This is a genomic window from Paenibacillus sp. ACRRY (assembly GCF_022346995.1).
In the GTDB taxonomy this organism is placed as follows: Bacteria; Bacillota; Bacilli; order Paenibacillales; family Paenibacillaceae; genus Paenibacillus.
On sequence record NZ_JAKRNM010000001.1, the window covers coordinates 125,478 to 142,473 of the forward strand.

Annotated in this window: 15 protein-coding genes; 11 read left to right on the forward strand and 4 right to left on the reverse strand. The window is 45.4% G+C overall.

The annotated features are described in order from the left end of the window. Positions 1-23: 23 nt before the first annotated feature. A complete protein-coding gene (locus tag MH144_RS00630; protein ID WP_239296433.1) occupies positions 24-758 on the reverse strand; it encodes an alpha/beta hydrolase in 735 nt (244 codons plus the stop codon). 255 nt (positions 759-1,013) lie between these two features. On the opposite strand from MH144_RS00630, the gene pdhA reads away from it, so the two are divergent. The 9 genes from pdhA (at position 1,014) to MH144_RS00675 (ending at position 12,988) form a co-directional block, all read left to right on the forward strand. After that, entirely contained in the window at positions 1,014-2,081 is a 1,068-nt protein-coding gene (gene pdhA / locus MH144_RS00635) for a pyruvate dehydrogenase (acetyl-transferring) E1 component subunit alpha (RefSeq protein ID WP_239296435.1), read from the forward strand. Between the two features lie 105 nt (positions 2,082-2,186). Beyond that, complete coding sequence (locus tag MH144_RS00640) at positions 2,187-3,164, forward strand: alpha-ketoacid dehydrogenase subunit beta (RefSeq protein ID WP_095286478.1); 978 nt, start codon at positions 2,187-2,189, stop codon at positions 3,162-3,164. 176 nt (positions 3,165-3,340) lie between these two features. Continuing rightward, the gene (locus tag MH144_RS00645; RefSeq protein WP_239296437.1) at positions 3,341-4,657 is read left to right on the forward strand and encodes a dihydrolipoamide acetyltransferase family protein; all 1,317 of its coding nucleotides are present in this window, start codon (positions 3,341-3,343) and stop codon (positions 4,655-4,657) included. A 3-nt stretch (positions 4,658-4,660) separates the two neighbouring features. Beyond that, entirely contained in the window at positions 4,661-6,076 is a 1,416-nt protein-coding gene (gene lpdA, locus MH144_RS00650) for a dihydrolipoyl dehydrogenase (protein ID WP_153979013.1), read from the forward strand. A gap of 275 nt (positions 6,077-6,351) precedes the next feature. After that, the gene (gene thyA, locus MH144_RS00655) at positions 6,352-7,146 is read left to right on the forward strand and encodes a thymidylate synthase (RefSeq protein WP_239296439.1); all 795 of its coding nucleotides are present in this window, start codon (positions 6,352-6,354) and stop codon (positions 7,144-7,146) included. 27 nt (positions 7,147-7,173) lie between these two features. Continuing rightward, the gene (locus tag MH144_RS00660; protein WP_239296441.1) at positions 7,174-7,668 is read left to right on the forward strand and encodes a dihydrofolate reductase; all 495 of its coding nucleotides are present in this window, start codon (positions 7,174-7,176) and stop codon (positions 7,666-7,668) included. A gap of 632 nt (positions 7,669-8,300) precedes the next feature. Then, positions 8,301-9,788, forward strand: coding sequence for a glutamate synthase subunit beta (locus MH144_RS00665; RefSeq protein ID WP_239296443.1), 1,488 nt, complete (start codon positions 8,301-8,303; stop codon positions 9,786-9,788). 249 nt (positions 9,789-10,037) lie between these two features. After that, on the forward strand, positions 10,038-10,529 hold the full coding sequence (gene fur / locus MH144_RS00670) for a ferric iron uptake transcriptional regulator (protein ID WP_275439924.1): 492 nt from the start codon (positions 10,038-10,040) through the stop codon (positions 10,527-10,529). Positions 10,530-10,654: 125 nt separating this feature from the next. After that, positions 10,655-12,988: a type IA DNA topoisomerase gene (locus MH144_RS00675; RefSeq protein WP_239296445.1), complete on the forward strand. Its 2,334-nt coding sequence runs from the start codon at positions 10,655-10,657 to the stop codon at positions 12,986-12,988. 53 nt (positions 12,989-13,041) lie between these two features. Here the strand turns inward: MH144_RS00675 and MH144_RS00680 are convergent, their stop codons facing one another. The 3 genes from MH144_RS00680 to MH144_RS00690 are packed head-to-tail and all read right to left on the reverse strand — an operon-like array spanning position 13,042 to position 14,991. Beyond that, positions 13,042-13,806: an HAD family hydrolase gene (locus tag MH144_RS00680; protein WP_095286485.1), complete on the reverse strand. Its 765-nt coding sequence runs from the start codon at positions 13,804-13,806 to the stop codon at positions 13,042-13,044. Positions 13,807-13,851: 45 nt separating this feature from the next. Beyond that, positions 13,852-14,772 carry an ArsR/SmtB family transcription factor gene (locus MH144_RS00685; RefSeq protein WP_239296447.1) on the reverse strand — a complete coding sequence of 307 codons (921 nt, stop codon included), beginning with the start codon at positions 14,770-14,772 and terminating at the stop codon, positions 13,852-13,854. Between the two features lie 54 nt (positions 14,773-14,826). Continuing rightward, positions 14,827-14,991, reverse strand: coding sequence for a hypothetical protein (locus MH144_RS00690; protein WP_239299318.1), 165 nt, complete (start codon positions 14,989-14,991; stop codon positions 14,827-14,829). Here MH144_RS00690 and MH144_RS00695 point away from each other — a divergent pair. Both MH144_RS00695 and MH144_RS00700 read left to right on the forward strand, forming a co-directional pair. Next, a complete protein-coding gene (locus MH144_RS00695) occupies positions 14,976-16,175 on the forward strand; it encodes an MFS transporter (protein WP_239296449.1) in 1,200 nt (399 codons plus the stop codon). The genes MH144_RS00690 and MH144_RS00695 overlap by 16 nt on opposite strands. 84 nt (positions 16,176-16,259) lie before the next feature. Next, positions 16,260-16,985: a phosphonate ABC transporter ATP-binding protein gene (locus tag MH144_RS00700; RefSeq protein WP_095286488.1), complete on the forward strand. Its 726-nt coding sequence runs from the start codon at positions 16,260-16,262 to the stop codon at positions 16,983-16,985. Positions 16,986-16,996 lie beyond the last annotated feature (11 nt).

A 16,996-nucleotide genomic window follows, 5' to 3' on the forward strand; every position in this document is an offset into this window, starting at 1 on the left:
AGCCGCTTGTAATATGAAGCACACTAGTTCTCTTCCAAGAAATATAACAAGGCTTCAGGCAGTTCCTTCTGCCAAAATCCCCATTGATGATGACCATCCTTTTCCCGATAAGAGACGAGAGCACCACGTTTCTCCAGCAAATCACGAGTGTCCCTGTTTAGCTGAACAAAATCATAAGTTCCAGTATCCGCCTCGAAGGCAGTTTCCTGCAAACCGACGATCATCCAGATGGATAGCCAGGACAAGTCTTCTTCAGCTGCATAGATTTCTTGGGAAGCAGAATAGAAGGCTCCGGACAAGCTGATCACTCGTGTGAACAGATCCGGGTAGAGCAGGGCCAGATGCAGTGAAACACTGCCACCAAGGGAATCGCCAGCGAGCACTCGTTCCTGTGGAGAGCGTCTTACAGGATATTTCTCTTCAATATAGGGAATAATCTCTTCAGCAAAGCATGAGGTATATGCTTTGAATCGATTACCAAATGGAGCATATTCCTGAGTTCGAACAGAGACATCAACTTGAACACCTACAATAATGAAAGGTTCGGCACCCTCATCCAGAATAATACGGTTGGCAGTCGTAGCGATACGACCAAAGTTGAAGAATTCTTCGCCGTCCTGACAATAAACGACAGGATAGCTGAGTAATTCGTTATAGCCTGGTGGAAGATAAATTCGAAGTGTGCGCTTCTCTCCAAGATAGCGGCTATCGATTTCTTCCTTTACAATCGTACGTTTCAAATAGCGGGAATCCGTCATAAAACGTCACCTTTCTCGGTTTATTTTTGCATTCGTCCGCGCAATACGGTAAGATTAACCTGGTGCGGGGATGGGTCAAACACGCAATCATGTATTATGCTGTTATACCAATATTAAGCCCCTGTTATACATACAATCCGGAAGGAAACATAAAAAAATTACGGATATCTTTGACGTATGCAGTGAAACAGGTGTATAATAATATTATAACAGCGGAACTTGATATTCAAATTTTTTGTTGAGGTGAAGAAAAAAATGAGCAAGGTTCCTTATGAAGTGTATACGGAGGATGTAGAAGCTCTGTCCGTGCTGTCTCCTGACGGCGAAATTGTAAACAAAGACATGATGCCTAAACTTTCCGACGATCAATTAAAAGAAATTATGTACCGCATGGTATTTACCCGTACTTGGGATGACCGTGCAGTAAACCTGGGCCGTCAAGGTCGTCTTGGTTTCTATGCTCCAGTATCTGGACAAGAAGCAACAATGGTTGGTAGTGAGTTTGCACTTGAAAAAGAAGATTTTGTTGCTCCAGGCTATCGCGATATTCCGCAACTCGTGTGGCACGGACTTCCTCTTTATCAAGCATTCTTGTACTCCCGTGGACACCAACATGGTGGACAAATTCCTGATGGCGTTAACGTATTGATGCCACAAATCATCATTGGTGCACAAATTCTGCACGCAATGGGTATCGCTATGGGTTACAAATTGAAGAAACAAAAGCAAGTTGTTATTACGTACACAGGTGATGGCGGTTCTTCTGAAGGTGACTTCTATGAAGGTCTGAACTACGCTGGTGTATACAAACTGCCAGTTATCTTCTTCGTACAAAACAATGGTTATGCCATCACAACTCCTTTTGCTAAACAAACAGCAGCTCTGTCCATCGCTCACAAAGCGGTAGCAGCAGGGATCAAAGGTGTTAAAGTTGACGGTATGGACATTTTCGCTGTTATCAAAGCTGTTCAGGAAGCTGCTGAACGTGGACGTAACGGAGAAGGCGCTACATTGATCGAAGCGGTTACTTATCGTTTCCGTCCTCACTCCCTTTCTGACGATGCTTCCAAATATCGTACAAAAGAAGAAGAGGCTGAGTGGAGCGTAAAAGATCCAATCGCACGTTTCGCTAAGTATCTGGAGAAAAAAGGTCTTTGGACTGAAGAAGATACAGCTCGTGTGAAAGAAGAAGCAAAAGCTAAAGTAAATGAAGAGATCAAAAAAACGGAAAAAACCGAGAAAATGACGATTTCAGGCTTGATCGACAGCATGTTCGAACAAACGCCTAAGCACTTGGAAGAGCAAAAAGCTGATTTCCAATAAGTTTTTTCCGATAAAGCATAAACATCCGGCGCCAGTTGTGGTGTCTCGGTATACATGTATGAATTCAAATGTGAACTGTCAATGTTTAAGGAGGAAATGAAGCAAATGGCACAATTGAACATGAAAGAAGCAATCCGTGATGCGCTTCGCGTTGAGTTGAAACGTGATCCTAACGTTCTGCTTTTCGGTGAAGACGTAGGTAATGTAGGCGGCGTTTTCCGTGTAACGGAAGGTCTGCAAAAAGAGTTTGGCGAAGAGCGTGTATTTGATACTCCGCTGGCTGAGTCCGCTATTGGTGGTTTGGCTGTAGGTTTGGGTATTCAAGGCTTCCGTCCGGTAGCTGAAATCCAATTCGTAGGTTTCATCTTCGAAGCACTTGACCAAATGGTAGTGCAAGCTGCTCGTATGCGTTTCCGCTCCGGTGGAAAATACAATTCTCCAATCGTATTCCGTACACCATTCGGTGGCGGAGTAAAAGCGGCAGAATTGCATACTGATTCTCTGGAAGGTTTGCTCACGCAAACTCCGGGTATTAAAGTAGTAGTTCCTTCTAACCCTTACGATGCAAAAGGTCTGATGATCGCTTCCATCCGCGACAACGATCCTGTATTCTTCATGGAGCACTTGAACCTGTACCACGCTTTCCGTGCAGAAGTGCCTGAAGAAGACTATGTTGTTGAACTGGGTAAAGCAAACGTTGTTCGTGAAGGTTCCGATGTTACTATCATCACTTACGGTATGATGGTTCATACTTCCGTTAAAGCAGCAGAGGAACTTGAAAAACAAGGAATCAAAGTTGAAGTAATCGACCTTCGTACGATCAGCCCGATCGATATCGACACAGTTGTTGCTTCCATTAAGAAAACAAACCGTGCAATTGTTGTACAAGAAGCTCAAAAGAGCGCAGGTGTTGCAGCTGAAGTCATTGCCCAAATCAATGAAAAAGCAATTCTCCACCTGGAAGCTCCGGTTCTGCGTGTAGCAGGTCCGGACACTGTATATCCATTCGCACAAATTGAAGATACATGGCTGCCTAACCCAGCACGTATCGTTGCTGCGGTTAACAAAGTCGTAAATTTCTAATTTGATCATCTGACATGCCGCAAGGCGCAGTATGGTGATTCACATCGCAGCACAGGCTGCACTGTAAACAGCCATTAGCCCCTTGATTGACAGTTATTTGCATTAGCAGTAACGGTTAGTTCTTGGAGCTAAGGGTTGTTTTCAGGATTGAGCACATAATCAAGGAGGTTTTTCAGTTGGCTAAATTTGAATACAAATTCCCTGAACTAGGCGAAGGCCTTCACGAAGGCGAAATCATCAAGATGCACATCAAAGTCGGGGACAAAGTAACTGACGACGATATCATCATGGAAGTACAAAACGACAAAGCGGTAGTAGAAGTACCTTGTCCGGTTAACGGAACAGTTACTGAAGTATTCGCTAAAGATGGTCAAATCTGTCACGTTGGTGAAGTTGTTGCTGTTATCGATGCAGAAGGCGAACTGCCTGAGCAAGACGACGCTCCTGCTGGTGACCAAGGTGCACAAGAGAAAGATGCAGCTCAAGGTGGAGCTGACACTAGTGGATCTTCTGCAGCAGCTTCCAGCTCGGATGCAGCTCAAGAAGGCGGCAACAACAGCGTTCCGGCAGTACCTGCCAAAGACGTTCTGGCAACACCAAGCGTACGCAAATTTGCTCGTGAGCAAGGCGTAGACATCGCTCAGGTTAACGGTACTGGCAACAACGGTAAAGTAACCAAAGAAGATGTTGAAGCTTTCAAAAACGGTGGCGGCCAATCCGCAGCAGCTTCCGCAGCTCCTGCTCAAGAAGAGAAAAAATCCGCAGCACCAGCAGCGGCAGCTGACCAACGCCTTGAAGAAGAGCGCGTACCATTCAAAGGTATCCGTAAAGCAATCTCCAATGCTATGGTTAAATCGGCTTACACTGCACCTCACGTTACAATCATGGACGAAGTGGACGTAACTGAGTTGGTTGCTTTCCGTACTCGCATGAAACCAATCGCAGAGAAAAAAGGAACGAAAGTTACTTATCTGCCGTTCATCGTTAAAGCATTGGTTGCAGCTTCCCGTCAATTCCCTGCTCTGAATGCAATGATTGATGAAGAAGCTAACGAAATTGTTTACAAAAAATACTACAACATCGGTATCGCAACAGATACAGACAACGGCTTGATCGTTCCTGTTATCAAAGATGCTGATCGTAAATCCATCTGGATGATCGCTGATTCCATTCGTGATCTGGCAGCTCGTGGCCGTGATGGCAAATTGAGCGCTAACGAAATGAAAGGAAGCACAATCTCCATCAGTAACATCGGTTCTGCTGGCGGTATGTTCTTCACTCCGATCATCAACTTCCCTGAAGTTGCAATCCTCGGAACTGGACGTATCAGCGAAAAAGCGGTTATCAAAGACGGGGAAGTTGTTGCAGCTCCTGTAATGGCTCTTTCCTTGAGCTTTGACCACCGTATCATCGATGGCGCAACAGCACAAAACTTTATGAACTACATTAAACAGCTGCTCGCTAACCCTGAGCTGCTTGTTATGGAGGTGTAAGATATGGTAGTAGGCGACGCTTCTCTCAATATCGACACATTAGTAATTGGTGCGGGTCCTGGCGGCTATGTAGCTGCCATCCGCGCTGCTCAACTGGGCCAAAGCGTATTGATTGTAGACAAATCCGAGCTTGGCGGCGTATGTTTGAACCGTGGATGTATCCCATCCAAAGCTCTGATCTCTGCTGCACACCAATATGAAAATGCACTTCACGGTGAAGCATTCGGTATCTCTGCTGAAAACGTGAAAGTGGACTTCAGCAAAACTCAAGAATTCAAAAACGGCGTTGTTAAGAAAATGACTGGCGGCGTAGCTGGTTTGCTTAAAGGCAACAAAGTTGAAGTTTTCAATGGTGAGTGCATGTTCATCAACGAAAATGAAGCGCGTGTATTCAACGATCATGAATCTCCGCGTTACAAATTCAAAAATGCAATCATTGCAACAGGTTCCCGTCCAATCGAACTGAAACCTTTCCCATTTGGCGGACGCATTCTGTCCTCGACTGAAGCATTGAACCTGCCTGAAGTACCGAAAAGCCTGATCGTTATCGGTGGCGGTTATATCGGTGCTGAGCTTGGTCAAATGTACTCCAAATTCGGTGCTAAAGTAACGATCATCGAAGGTTTGGATACTGTACTGCCAGGATTCGATAAAGACATGACTAGCCTTGTGGCTAAAAACATGAAGAAAACAGGCATCGAAATCGTAACGGGTGCAAAAGCTGAAAGTGCTGAGCAAACAGATAAAGATGTAACTGTTAAATATTCCGTAAATGGTGAGTCCAAAGAAGTAACTGCAGACTACCTGCTCGTTACTGTTGGACGTCGTCCAAATACGGACGGTGAGCTTGGTTTGGACCTGATCGGTGTGGACGTTGACGAGCGTGGATTCGTTAAAGTTGACCACCAAGGCCGTACTAGCATTCCTCACATCTTCGCAATCGGTGATATCGTATCCGGTTTGGCACTTGCCCACAAAGCTTCTTATGAAGGTAAAGTGGCTGCTGAAGCGATCGCAGGACAACCGTCTGTAGTTGATTACAAATGTATGCCAGCAGTTGTGTTCACAGATCCTGAATGCTCCAGCGTAGGTTACACAGAAAAAGAAGCTAAAGAAAAAGGCTACAAAGTAAAAGCAGGTAAGTTCCCTTATGCGGGTAACGGCCGTGCTGTATCTTTGAACCACGCTGAAGGCTTCGTGAAAATCGTAGCTGACGAAGAAAGCGGCCTTGTACTTGGTTGCCAAATCGTTGGTCTGGAAGCTTCCAACCTGATTGCTGAGCTTGGTCTTGCAATCGAAATGGGTGCTACTTTGGAAGATCTGGCTCTGACTATTCACGCTCACCCTACTTTGGGCGAAATCGTGATGGAAGCTGCGGAACTGGTTATGGGTCACCCGATCCACATCATTTCCCGCTAATATCGTCTAAGCTTCGGACTCGTCCGGCATCATACGTAAATCAAGAGGTGAATAGCGCTAACGCGTTATTCGCCTCTTTTTTGTGAGTGAAGAAGCCTTCCGTAGAGTTATATCATGTACTTTGTGTTGTAAAACATGGGCCCAATTGAATGTGTTTTCAACTCTTTTTCCATCGTGCACAGTGTGATAAACTGTTAAGATGATCAGACATGATGTAGCTCAGGCCAATCTGGAACTGAGTGGCAACATATATAGAGATGTGAGGGGAAATCAACTTGAAAAACTATCTCGATTTATTACAAGATATATTGGATAATGGCGTTCATAAAGGGGATCGTACCGGAACAGGTACACAATCCGTGTTTGGCAGACAGCTTCGATATAACTTGTCCGAAGGCTTTCCGCTTGTAACGACGAAGCGAATTCACCTCAAATCCGTCATTCATGAACTATTATGGTTCTTGAGTGGGGATACGAATATTGCCTATCTAAAAGAAAACGGAGTGAAGATCTGGGACGATTGGGCAGACGAGAATGGCGATCTAGGCCCGGTTTACGGTTCACAGTGGAGAACATGGGAAGCGCCAAGTGGAGAGAAAATTGATCAAATTGCAGCAGTTATCGATTCAATTAAAAATAACCCGGATTCACGACGTCATCTGGTGAGTGCATGGAACGTGGCAGAGATTAACAACATGAAGCTTCCGCCTTGTCACTTTGCGTTTCAATTTTATGTGGCAGAGGGTAAACTATCCTGTATGCTTACGATGCGCTCCGTGGATACGTTCCTGGGGTTGCCATTTAATATTGCCAGCTACGCGTTGCTGACACATATGATTGCCCAACAGTGTGACCTTGAAGTGGGAGATTTCATCTGGTCGGGTGGCGATGTGCACATCTACTCCAATCATGTGGAGCAAGTGAAAACACAGCTTGAGCGTGAGCCCTTCGCACTGCCTAAGTTGATCATTAAACGTAAGCCGGATTCGATTTTTGATTATAAGTTTGAGGATTTTGAGTTTGAGAACTATCAGCATCATCCGGGTATTAAAGCTCCAATTGCGGTATAAGCAGACTCGAAGAAGGAGTGTAGCATGTTGAGTATTGAACTTGTGTGGGCTATGGGTGAAAATGGTGTTATTGGCTTGAACAATTCGATTCCATGGCGTTTGCCCAAAGATATGGCTTTTTTTAAGCGTCGTACGTTAAACAAAACGATTATTATGGGTCGTAATACGTGGGAATCCTTTGGTGGTAAGCCGCTTCCGCAGCGGCGGAATATTGTGGTTACCAGAGATCTGAACTACAAGGTGGAACAGGCAGAAGTGGTGCATTCCATTGAAGAAGGTTTGGAGGCTACCAAAGGCGAGGAACTATGTGTGATCGGGGGCTCACAGGTATACCGTGAGTTCCTCCCGTTGGCGGATCGGTTGGTGGTTACCAGGATCCATGAAGAATTTGAAGGAGATACATTTTTCCCGGAAGTGGATTGGTCCGAATGGGAGCTGAAGGAGCAGATTGAGGGCGAACAGGATGAGAAAAATGTGTACGCCTATACGTTTGAGTTTTATGAGCGCAAACGCTCAAGCTGAAGCTAACCGATAAGATGATAATTTATTTGAAATTTGATGTGTGATCTGATAAATACGAAAGGCGCTGATTTACGAAATATTCGTGAACAGCGTCTTTTTAATTATTTTGAAAATGTAGGATGTCCTCTGCCATTTTTTGTGCTTTACACGAATATAACATTTGTAGCTGTGAGAAATTGGGGCGCAGAAATACGATTTTCATTATGACTAGTAAAAAAGTATAAAAGTTATGGGGATTCACCGTTGTAAAGCCCTAAATTCGAGTGAATATTCGGAAATGAGAGGTTTACAGTACTGACTTGCTTGGTTTTAATGGCAAATTAGCTCACATTTACATGACGTTCTTTTTATTTTTCGACATAATAAACGCTAGATCAGACTCTTGATAATCATTTTCAGCTCCAGAATAAGGGTATTGACCACAGCTAAACCTGACGATATGATGAATAAAATACAAATAATTATGCGGATAATCCATTTAATATTCAGTTGTCGAAATGCTACTATAATTGAAATATCTTTGAGAAGTTTTTGTGATACAATAGACAAAAAACTCAGCATGAGTAATCCATTTCATATAGAACCATGCCAATGAAAGGATTAAGACGAGAACGGATGGGGGAAAACGTAAGATGTCTACACCTACTGGATTTATGGAATACAAACGGCAGCTGCCTGCGGACAGGGAGCCGGCTGAGCGGATTAAGGATTGGGAAGAGTTTCATAAACATATGGCTGAAGAAGAGCTCAGAACACAAGGTGCACGATGCATGGATTGTGGTACCCCGTATTGCCATACAGGTATAGATATGATTGGCGGAACGTCGGGCTGTCCTGTGCATAACCTGATTCCGGAATGGAATAATCTTGTATATCGTGGATTGTGGAGAGAAGCACTTGATCGTCTGCACAAAACAAATAATTTTCCTGAGTTTACAGGTCGCGTTTGTCCGGCTCCATGTGAAGGATCTTGTACCGTTGGCCTGATCGGTCAGCCGGTTACTATCAAAACGATTGAAGAAGCCATTATCGAAAAAGGATTTGAAGAAGGCTGGGTAGTTCCCCAACCTCCGGAGAAACGCACAGGTAAACGCGTAGCGGTTGTTGGTTCTGGCCCTGCAGGTCTTGCAACTGCAGCTCAGTTGAACAAAGCTGGTCATACGGTAACCGTATATGAGCGTTCGGATCGTGTCGGTGGTTTGCTGATGTACGGCATTCCTACAATGAAACTGGACAAAAAAGTGGTTCAACGTCGTGTGGATCTGCTTGAAGCGGAAGGCGTTCAGTTCGTGACAAACACCGAGATTGGCAAGGACATTCCTGCTCAGCAATTGGTGGACGAGTATGATGCAGTTGTGCTATGTGGTGGTGCTACGAAGCCGCGGGAGTTCAACATTGAAGGAAGCGACTTGAAGGGCGTAAACTACGCTATGGACTTCCTGAATGGCAGTATCAAAAGTTACCTGGATTCGAACCTGGAAGACGGAAACTACATTTCTGCAAAAGATAAAGACGTTATTGTTATTGGTGGCGGTGATACCGGTTCGGACTGTGTGGCTACATCGCTCCGTCACGGTTGTCGTACCGTAACCCAATTTGGTACTCATACACAAGCACCAATGGAACGTGATCGCATTAACAACCCTTGGCCGCAATTCCCTAACGTGTACACATTGGATTATGCACAAGAGGAAGCCAAAGCATTGTTTGGGCAAGATCCGCGTGAATTCTCCATCATGACAACCAAGTTTGTAGGAGATGAAGAGGGCAATCTCAAAGAGCTGCACACCATTCAAATTGAGCGTATTGTCGATGAAACAGGCCGTAAGATCTACCAGCCAATCCCTGGTACAGAGCGTGTTTTCCCTGCACAAATGGCAATGATCGCGATCGGGTTTGATGGTCCGGAGCAAACACTGGTTGAACAGCTGGGGCTTGCAACAGATCGTCGTACCAATGTTAAAGCTCGCTACGGCAAATACAATACCAATGTGGATAAAGTATTCGCTGCAGGCGACATGCGTCGCGGACAAAGTCTGGTTGTATGGGCAATCAATGAGGGACGCGAAGCGGCTCGTGAAGTAGATAAATACCTGATGGGTGCCACCGTTCTTGCTTAACTTGGATTGAGCAATAATTTCATATATTATATTGGAACAAAAGATATGAAACAAAAAACAACTCTCGCTTATAGTGGGGGTTGTTTTTTTGTTTCATAATTTTGTTGCTTAACAAATATTTTGGGCTAGTGTGCGGTATAGCATTGCTTTTTAAGTCGTAAAGATTTATTATTAGATTATAATAATTATAAATAAGATAACAAATGACATCGTTAAATAGAGAATTTAAATCCGGAGGTGCGACAAGCTATGGCAAGAAACCGGGAGAAGTCCATTTCAGAACAGATATTTGACATTAAAAAGCAATTGGTAGACAAAGGATATAAATTGACACAACAACGTGAAGTGACGGTACGTGTGCTGCTTGAACATGAAAAGGATCATTTTAGTGCAGAGGAAGTATTTCTGCTAGTGAAGGAGCAGTTTCCTGAGATCGGTCTGGCGACCGTATATCGGACACTTGAGCTGCTAAGTGATCTGCAGGTTGTAGAGAAAATTAATTTTGGAGATGGTGCTGCACGCTTCGATCTGCGGAGCACAGATGGCTCACATCATCACCACCATTTGATCTGTACGGAGTGCGGAACAGTAGAAGAAATTATGGAAGATGGCTTGCTTCGTCTGGAGCAGCAGATTGAACGTCAATACGGATTTGCCGTGACGGATCATCGCCTTGACTTCCAGGGTGTATGCAGGGAATGTAGGGAAAAGCAGGCCGTAAATGAACAAGCTGCAGGCTAATTGTTCCACGGAGGATGCTCCCGGATTCAAAATCTGATATAATAGGTTTCAGAAGCAAGGGGCTTCCGTGGGCGGAAGGCCCCTTTTTGCCGTCATGCGGACGGTGAAGGAGGAGAGATGGACGGATGAAGACACTGGTTATAGCGGAAAAGCCTGATATGGGTCGAACCATTGCCGCCGTCATAGAACCAAGAGCCAAGAACAATCGCAGTTATCTTGAAGGTAAGCATTACATTATCACTTGGGCGATTGGTCATCTGCTCGGGCTTGCTGAACCGGATGCATATGATACGAAATACAAACGATGGAATATTGCGGATCTGCCCATTATTCCGGATCAGTTCAAAATCGTTCCGAATCCCAGGACAAAAGATCAGCTTAAGATTATTGGAGAACTTGCCAAACGAGCATCATCGATCGTAAATGCATGTGATGCCGGGCGAGAAGGCCAGTATATTTTTGCATTGATTCAACAGCAGCTGAAGCTGCGTCAGCCCGTTAAACGACTATGGATTTCGGACCTGACTGCAGAGAGCATTAAGCGTGGCTTTGACGGGCTTAAGGATGCATCGGAGTTCGAAAATCTGACTCATGCTGCTCGCGCCCGAAGTGAGGCTGATTGGCTGATTGGCATGAATGCATCACGCGCTTTTACGACCAGGCATAACGCGCTGTTATCTGTGGGACGTGTACAGACACCCGTTCTTGCGTTGATCTATGATCGGGAAATGGAGATTGAGGCATTTCAATCACAAACATTTTATGAAGTAGCCGCCTGGTTCCGTCAGGATGGTGTGGAGTACAGAGGGTTACGTCAAGGAGACAAGCTCACGGACGCAGAGGCTGCTGAAGCTATAGCGAGCAGTGTAAAGGGCAAGACCGGACATATTACCAAGTATGAGGCGAAGCAAACAAAGGAATATCCCTATAAATTATATGATCTGACTCTGTTGCAGCGTGAAGCCAATGCCAAGTATGGTTATGGAGCGAAGAAGACACTGGACATTGCACAGGCCTTGTATGAGAAACACAAGGTTATTTCGTATCCGCGGACGAATTCCAACTATGTTACGGAACAGAATATTGAGGGTATGCACAAAACACTAAACCTGCTAAAGAACGGACCTTACAGTGACATTGCAACTGGCGCAAAACCTGAATTGGTTCATAAGAATAACAAGGGAGTCTGCAATCCTTCCAAGGTTGAGGATCACCATGCCATTTTGCCTACGTTGAAACGGCCAGGTACCTTATCAAAGGATGAACAGAACATCTACGACCTGATCGTCCGACGGTTCTTATCTCATTTCTATCCGCCTGCAGAATATAAGCAGCATACCGTTCTTACTGAAGTAGAGCAGCATCAGTTCAAAACTTCTGTGAAGGAACTGCTATCACTCGGATGGAAAGTCGTTCTGCCTTCTACAGATCAAGAGCAAAATGGATCGGGAAAGAAAAAAACGAAGAAGAAAAGTAATGAGGAAGAAGAATCCGAGGAATGGACGGACAAGTCGTTCTCTGTGCAGCCAGAACTTCCAGTGCAGTGTAGCAAGAGTGAGTTCAAGGAGAAAGCAACTCAACCTCCCAAAAGTTATACGGAGGGGACTTTGCTGAAAGCGATGGAAAGTGCGGGGAAGCAGATCGAAAACGAAGAACTGCGAGATGCCATGAAAGACAGCGGCCTGGGCACACCAGCGACACGAGCTGCAACCATTGAGCGGCTTAAAAATGTCGGTTATATAACGATGCAGGGGAAAAAGATGCAGCTGACGCTGAAAGGGCGAACAGCGATTGAATTGATCCGCCGAGCCGGAGTTGATTTGTTAACCTCCCCGGAGATGACTGGACAATGGGAGAGAAGACTGTATCAGATTTCCAAAGGGGAAGCCGGTCAGGACAAGTTTATGGAGAACGTTAAGAAGTTTACGATGTCCATCATTGATAAGGTGCGTGTACAAGCCCCTGCACCTGCAGATGCATTTGGTGAAGATTCACGTGGGGGACGTGGCAAAGGCAAGGGAGCAAAAGCCTCAAAATCAGGAACAAGAACAACTGCGAAAACAGCAGCTTCAGCCCCAAAAACATCACGGCAGCCTTCAGGGTCTGTCTCCAGATCGAGTAACACGGCCACCTCAATGGCAAAGACTGCTTCTGCGAGCTCGGCAAATACCGGTGTTCGTGAGCCCTTGGCATCTTGTCCCGCGCCGGGGTGCACCGGTCAGATTATAGAGGGGAAAAAAGGGTATGGGTGTACGCGATTTAAGGAAGGCTGTGGGTTTGTTATCTGGAAAGAGTATGTTGGTAAGAAAATAACCAGTACGATGTTAAAGTCTTTGGTTGAGAAGGGAAGTACTCAGGTGCTGTCTTTCAAACGTAAGGACGGGAGTACGGTTAAAGCCCGGATCATCCTGCAGGACCAATCTTCGGGTAAGCTGTCAGCCGAGAGGCAGGAGTCGTAGAATAGTTCATAAAAATAGAACATTCACGAATGAGATGTATACAAAAAGGACCCTTAACCCAGGGTCCTTTTTTGCTGCTGTTGCTGAATATTCTCATGAATGACTTGAGGCACCTCTTCAAGAGCCGTGATGGTGTACATCGAAGTCTCCGGATTGGGCTGAAGTTCAACAATGTTATACTGCCATTCATTTGGTTGTTTGATATATATGCTATGGATTCCAGCCGTGACTGCCGGCAAAATATCCGTGCGTAATGAGTTTCCGATCATCCATGTTGTTTTGCGGTCGAAAGGGCCGGAAGATAAAATGCCTTCAAGGGCTTCAACGTTCTTATGCTGCCTTATATAGATTCGGTCATCAAAATAAGCGGATAACTTCATCTGATCAATTTTCCGTTGTTGAATCACCGTTTCGCCTCCGGTATACAGATAGAGGGCATGTCCAGCTGATTGCAGGCTTTCGAGTGTCTCAACCATATGAGGGTAAGGTTCAACCTCACGATCGTATACACTCATGCCAAGCTTAGTGAGGAACGTTTCTTCTTCAGTGGAAGTGGCTCTAGCATACTTCTGAGAGAAATAGCGATACGTATCAATAAGTGACTGCGGAAAATGGTGACTGGCGAATCCAACTTGGTTCACACCAGTCACGTCAATCTCCAGTTGTTTATCACGAATGTCCTGAACGGTTAATGCATGATTGTCGAACCACTCCTGCATGTTCTCGAAGAACTCACCGAGGACCAGGTTGAAATATTTGTTGCAATAGACGAGCGTATCGTCCAGATCGAAAATAATATGCTGTTTAATCGTGTTCATTTCAAAATCACTCCTTGCAGCCGGCAACTCCAGTTACATCCTCATTTATATGCGAATATAGGATTCCAGGAACATGTTCAATTCAGACACGCCATCCGGCCGGATACTGTATTTCTCTTTGCGATTACTGCCGAGCAGATGGGTTCGCAGCAAACCTGCGACACGTAGCGCCATAACCTGATCTTTAACCATGTCTTCATCTTTGTTCAATTCTTCACACATCTCCGCAAGCGACTTCGGTTCATCGGATACGTAACGAAGCAAGCGAAGCCGTTCAGGATCAGCCAAAGCATGTGTAAAACGCAGCAGACAGGTTGGTGGCTGATCTTCATTCTCTTCAGGGGCATCAACCGGATATTGAATAATCATCATGCCTTCGTAAAAGCAGTAGATATTAATTGGACGATTATGTACTGTGGGGAATAGAATCACTTCATCTAATCCGGGCATCGGCTCTACACTGACACCTGCTGTAGCATATTCGATAAGCAGTTCAGGTCCCATTTTCTCCAAAAGAATTCGCTTCTCATGAGCGTCCTCTTCCAGCCAGGTACGATAATCGTCACGTATATTCTGGCAGTAATGCTGATCCCAGAGACGAAGAAGCGGCACGTAACTGTCCCGAATACGACTTGTTTCTTCTATTGTAATACTCGGCAGAAGAGGCGACACACGTGCAAACAATTCCTCTGCTGGCAGACTCGCAAGCATATTAAGAAAATCCTGATTCTCCGAAGAGCTGGTCCGATAGGCAGCCCATGCGAACAAAACATCAAAATCATCAAAAGGCCAAGTCGACGCAGGTGCGAGTGCAGCCCGTACGTTGGAACTTAGTTTGCCTTCCACTTCAAGAATCCATTCGGGTCCAACATCCAGATGTTGAATCCATTTTTTCGTGACATAAACAAGAAAACTGTTCAGCATTTCATATATCGGTGAAACATCAATCTTGACATGATAAGTCATAACGATGCAGAATCCTCCCGTCACATCTAAATGTACGCAGCGACTTATGTACTATTATGGCTTGTTTTGCAGGGCGTTGTCCACTATAATGTTCAAGTCCGGGGCAAATACACCGGTGAAGCAACGCTTAATCATATGAATATGAATAACATGCGGAAAGTCGTCAGCGATGGCGATTTTTCTTTTGGTTGTCCGCAGGAGGAATGAAATTCGTGTCATCTATCAATGTCGCAAAATCATCACATTCTACATCCAACTATCTCATACTTATCATCGTTATAGTTGTAGCAGGGATTAGTCAAGGATTATTGCTTCCTGTGCTATCCATCTTTCTGGAGCAAAAAGGGGTATCCCCAGGATTGAACGGCCTCAATGCAGCAGCCCTGTATGTAGGTTCCTTTGCAATGACTCTGGTCGCTGAACGGCTGCTCGGAGCGGTGGGTTTTAAAAAGCTGATTGTCGGCGGACTGCTATTTGTTATGTTTCCCCTGATTCTTTTTCCGTATTTACCGGATATTAAAATATGGTTTATTCTTCGTCTCGTCGTTGGTATAGGCGATAGTGCATTACATTATGCTGCTCAGCTCTGGGTTCTTCTCGTTACGGCACCGGAAAAGAGAGGTCGTTACATATCCCTATATGGCATGTCCTACGGACTTGGCTTTAGTATCGGGCCTTTGGGCATCAAGCTGCTCGGATTTGGTGAGGCAGTGCCGTTCTGGGTTCTTTTCGTTTGTATGGGGGCCGTACTCCTGCTCGTATTAATGAAGCTTCCTGATACCAAACCGGAAAAAGCAGAGCATGGTCAGCTCCCGGAACGCCGGTTCCGTCGCAGCTGGGCCTGGGCCTGGTATGCGTTAATACCAGCGCTTCTCTATGGTTATATGGAAGCTGGTATGAACAGCAACTTCCCGGTATACGGATTGCGGATCGGTTTAGATGCCAATCAGATTTCATCTTTACTGCCGTTTGTGGGAATTGGAGGATTGTTCCTGCAGCTACCTCTGGGTATCCTAAGTGACCGCTTTGGACGTAAAAAAGTGTTAATGTCTGCTGGTATTGCAGGTGGCGTTATGTTCATGTTGGTACCCGTGGCCGGGACTCACTTCTGGTGGACGCTGGTGTTACTAACGGTAGCAGGTGGGCTGGTAGGTTCCTTTTTCTCGCTCGGACTTGCTTATGCAGCGGATATTTTACCAAAGGCACTTCTTCCTGCAGCGAACGTGGTGGCCTCATTCCATTTTACGATAGGCAGTATTCTGGGGCCGAATCTGGGTGGTCAGATGATCAATTGGATTTCACCGGGAAGCATATTTATCCTGCTTGGTTGTTTTTATCTGATATTTGGTGCCGCAGGTGTCCTGTTCCAGCATAAACCAATCTCTCATTCTGTGTTAAAATAGAAGCTGGTGTTCGCATGGAAATTGATGTCCATTTCCGAGTACACTATATAGTAGGGAAAAACATGGACAAGAGGAGACATCGCGATGATCAGAGTTGAGAATTTGAGTAAATCCGTTGGAGCGGACCGTGTTCCGGTTCTGCGGGATATACGATTTGATATGCAACAAGGTGAAATGATCGCCGTAGTCGGCTCAAGCGGCAGTGGAAAAAGCATGCTGCTCAAGTGCCTGGCCATGATGGAGAAATGGGATGGTGGCCGATTTACGGTTGACGGTGTCGAAATTTTAAAAGAAGGCTGGTCCGGCAAGCGGAAAATTAAGCGTGAATGGGCATACTTGGAACAGAATCCTCAGCTATATCCTAGAAAGTCAGCACTCAAAAACGTATTGATCGGTCGGTCAGGTCAGACGCCTTGGTGGAGAATGGTGACTGGTATGGTCCGTTCGGACGATTACATGGGTGCCATGGATTACCTTGAAGGGCTTGGTCTTCTGGACAAAGCTCATCAAACCGCAGAAAAGCTTAGCGGTGGTGAGAAGCAGCGTGTTGCGATTGCCCGTGCACTCGCCCATGGGGCTAAAGTCATTCTCGCGGATGAACCAGTAATTGGACTTGACCCACATACTGCCGATACGGTTCTCGAGACACTGCGGAAACTGTGCGAAGAAGAACGGGCAACGGTTATTGCCGTTTTACCGATTGAGATGGCGGAGAAACATGCAACTCGCATTTGGGGTCTTGCGGAAGGCAAGATTGCTTTTGATATACGTGGACGCAGACTGACACAGAAAGAAAAAAACATGATTTAGACTATTGAAAT

Coding starts and splice junctions, on each gene's coding strand:
- MH144_RS00630 (WP_239296433.1), bottom strand. CDS start 758: ATGACGGATTCCCGCTATTTGAAACGTACGATTGTAAAGGAAGAAATC.
- pdhA (WP_239296435.1), top strand. CDS start 1,014: ATGAGCAAGGTTCCTTATGAAGTGTATACGGAGGATGTAGAAGCTCTG.
- MH144_RS00640 (WP_095286478.1), top strand. CDS start 2,187: ATGGCACAATTGAACATGAAAGAAGCAATCCGTGATGCGCTTCGCGTT.
- lpdA (WP_153979013.1), top strand. CDS start 4,661: ATGGTAGTAGGCGACGCTTCTCTCAATATCGACACATTAGTAATTGGT.
- MH144_RS00665 (WP_239296443.1), top strand. CDS start 8,301: ATGTCTACACCTACTGGATTTATGGAATACAAACGGCAGCTGCCTGCG.
- fur (WP_275439924.1), top strand. CDS start 10,038: ATGGCAAGAAACCGGGAGAAGTCCATTTCAGAACAGATATTTGACATT.
- MH144_RS00675 (WP_239296445.1), top strand. CDS start 10,655: ATGAAGACACTGGTTATAGCGGAAAAGCCTGATATGGGTCGAACCATT.
- MH144_RS00680 (WP_095286485.1), bottom strand. CDS start 13,806: ATGAACACGATTAAACAGCATATTATTTTCGATCTGGACGATACGCTC.
- MH144_RS00685 (WP_239296447.1), bottom strand. CDS start 14,772: ATGACTTATCATGTCAAGATTGATGTTTCACCGATATATGAAATGCTG.
- MH144_RS00695 (WP_239296449.1), top strand. CDS start 14,976: ATGAAATTCGTGTCATCTATCAATGTCGCAAAATCATCACATTCTACA.
- MH144_RS00690 (WP_239299318.1), bottom strand. CDS start 14,991: ATGACACGAATTTCATTCCTCCTGCGGACAACCAAAAGAAAAATCGCC.
- MH144_RS00700 (WP_095286488.1), top strand. CDS start 16,260: ATGATCAGAGTTGAGAATTTGAGTAAATCCGTTGGAGCGGACCGTGTT.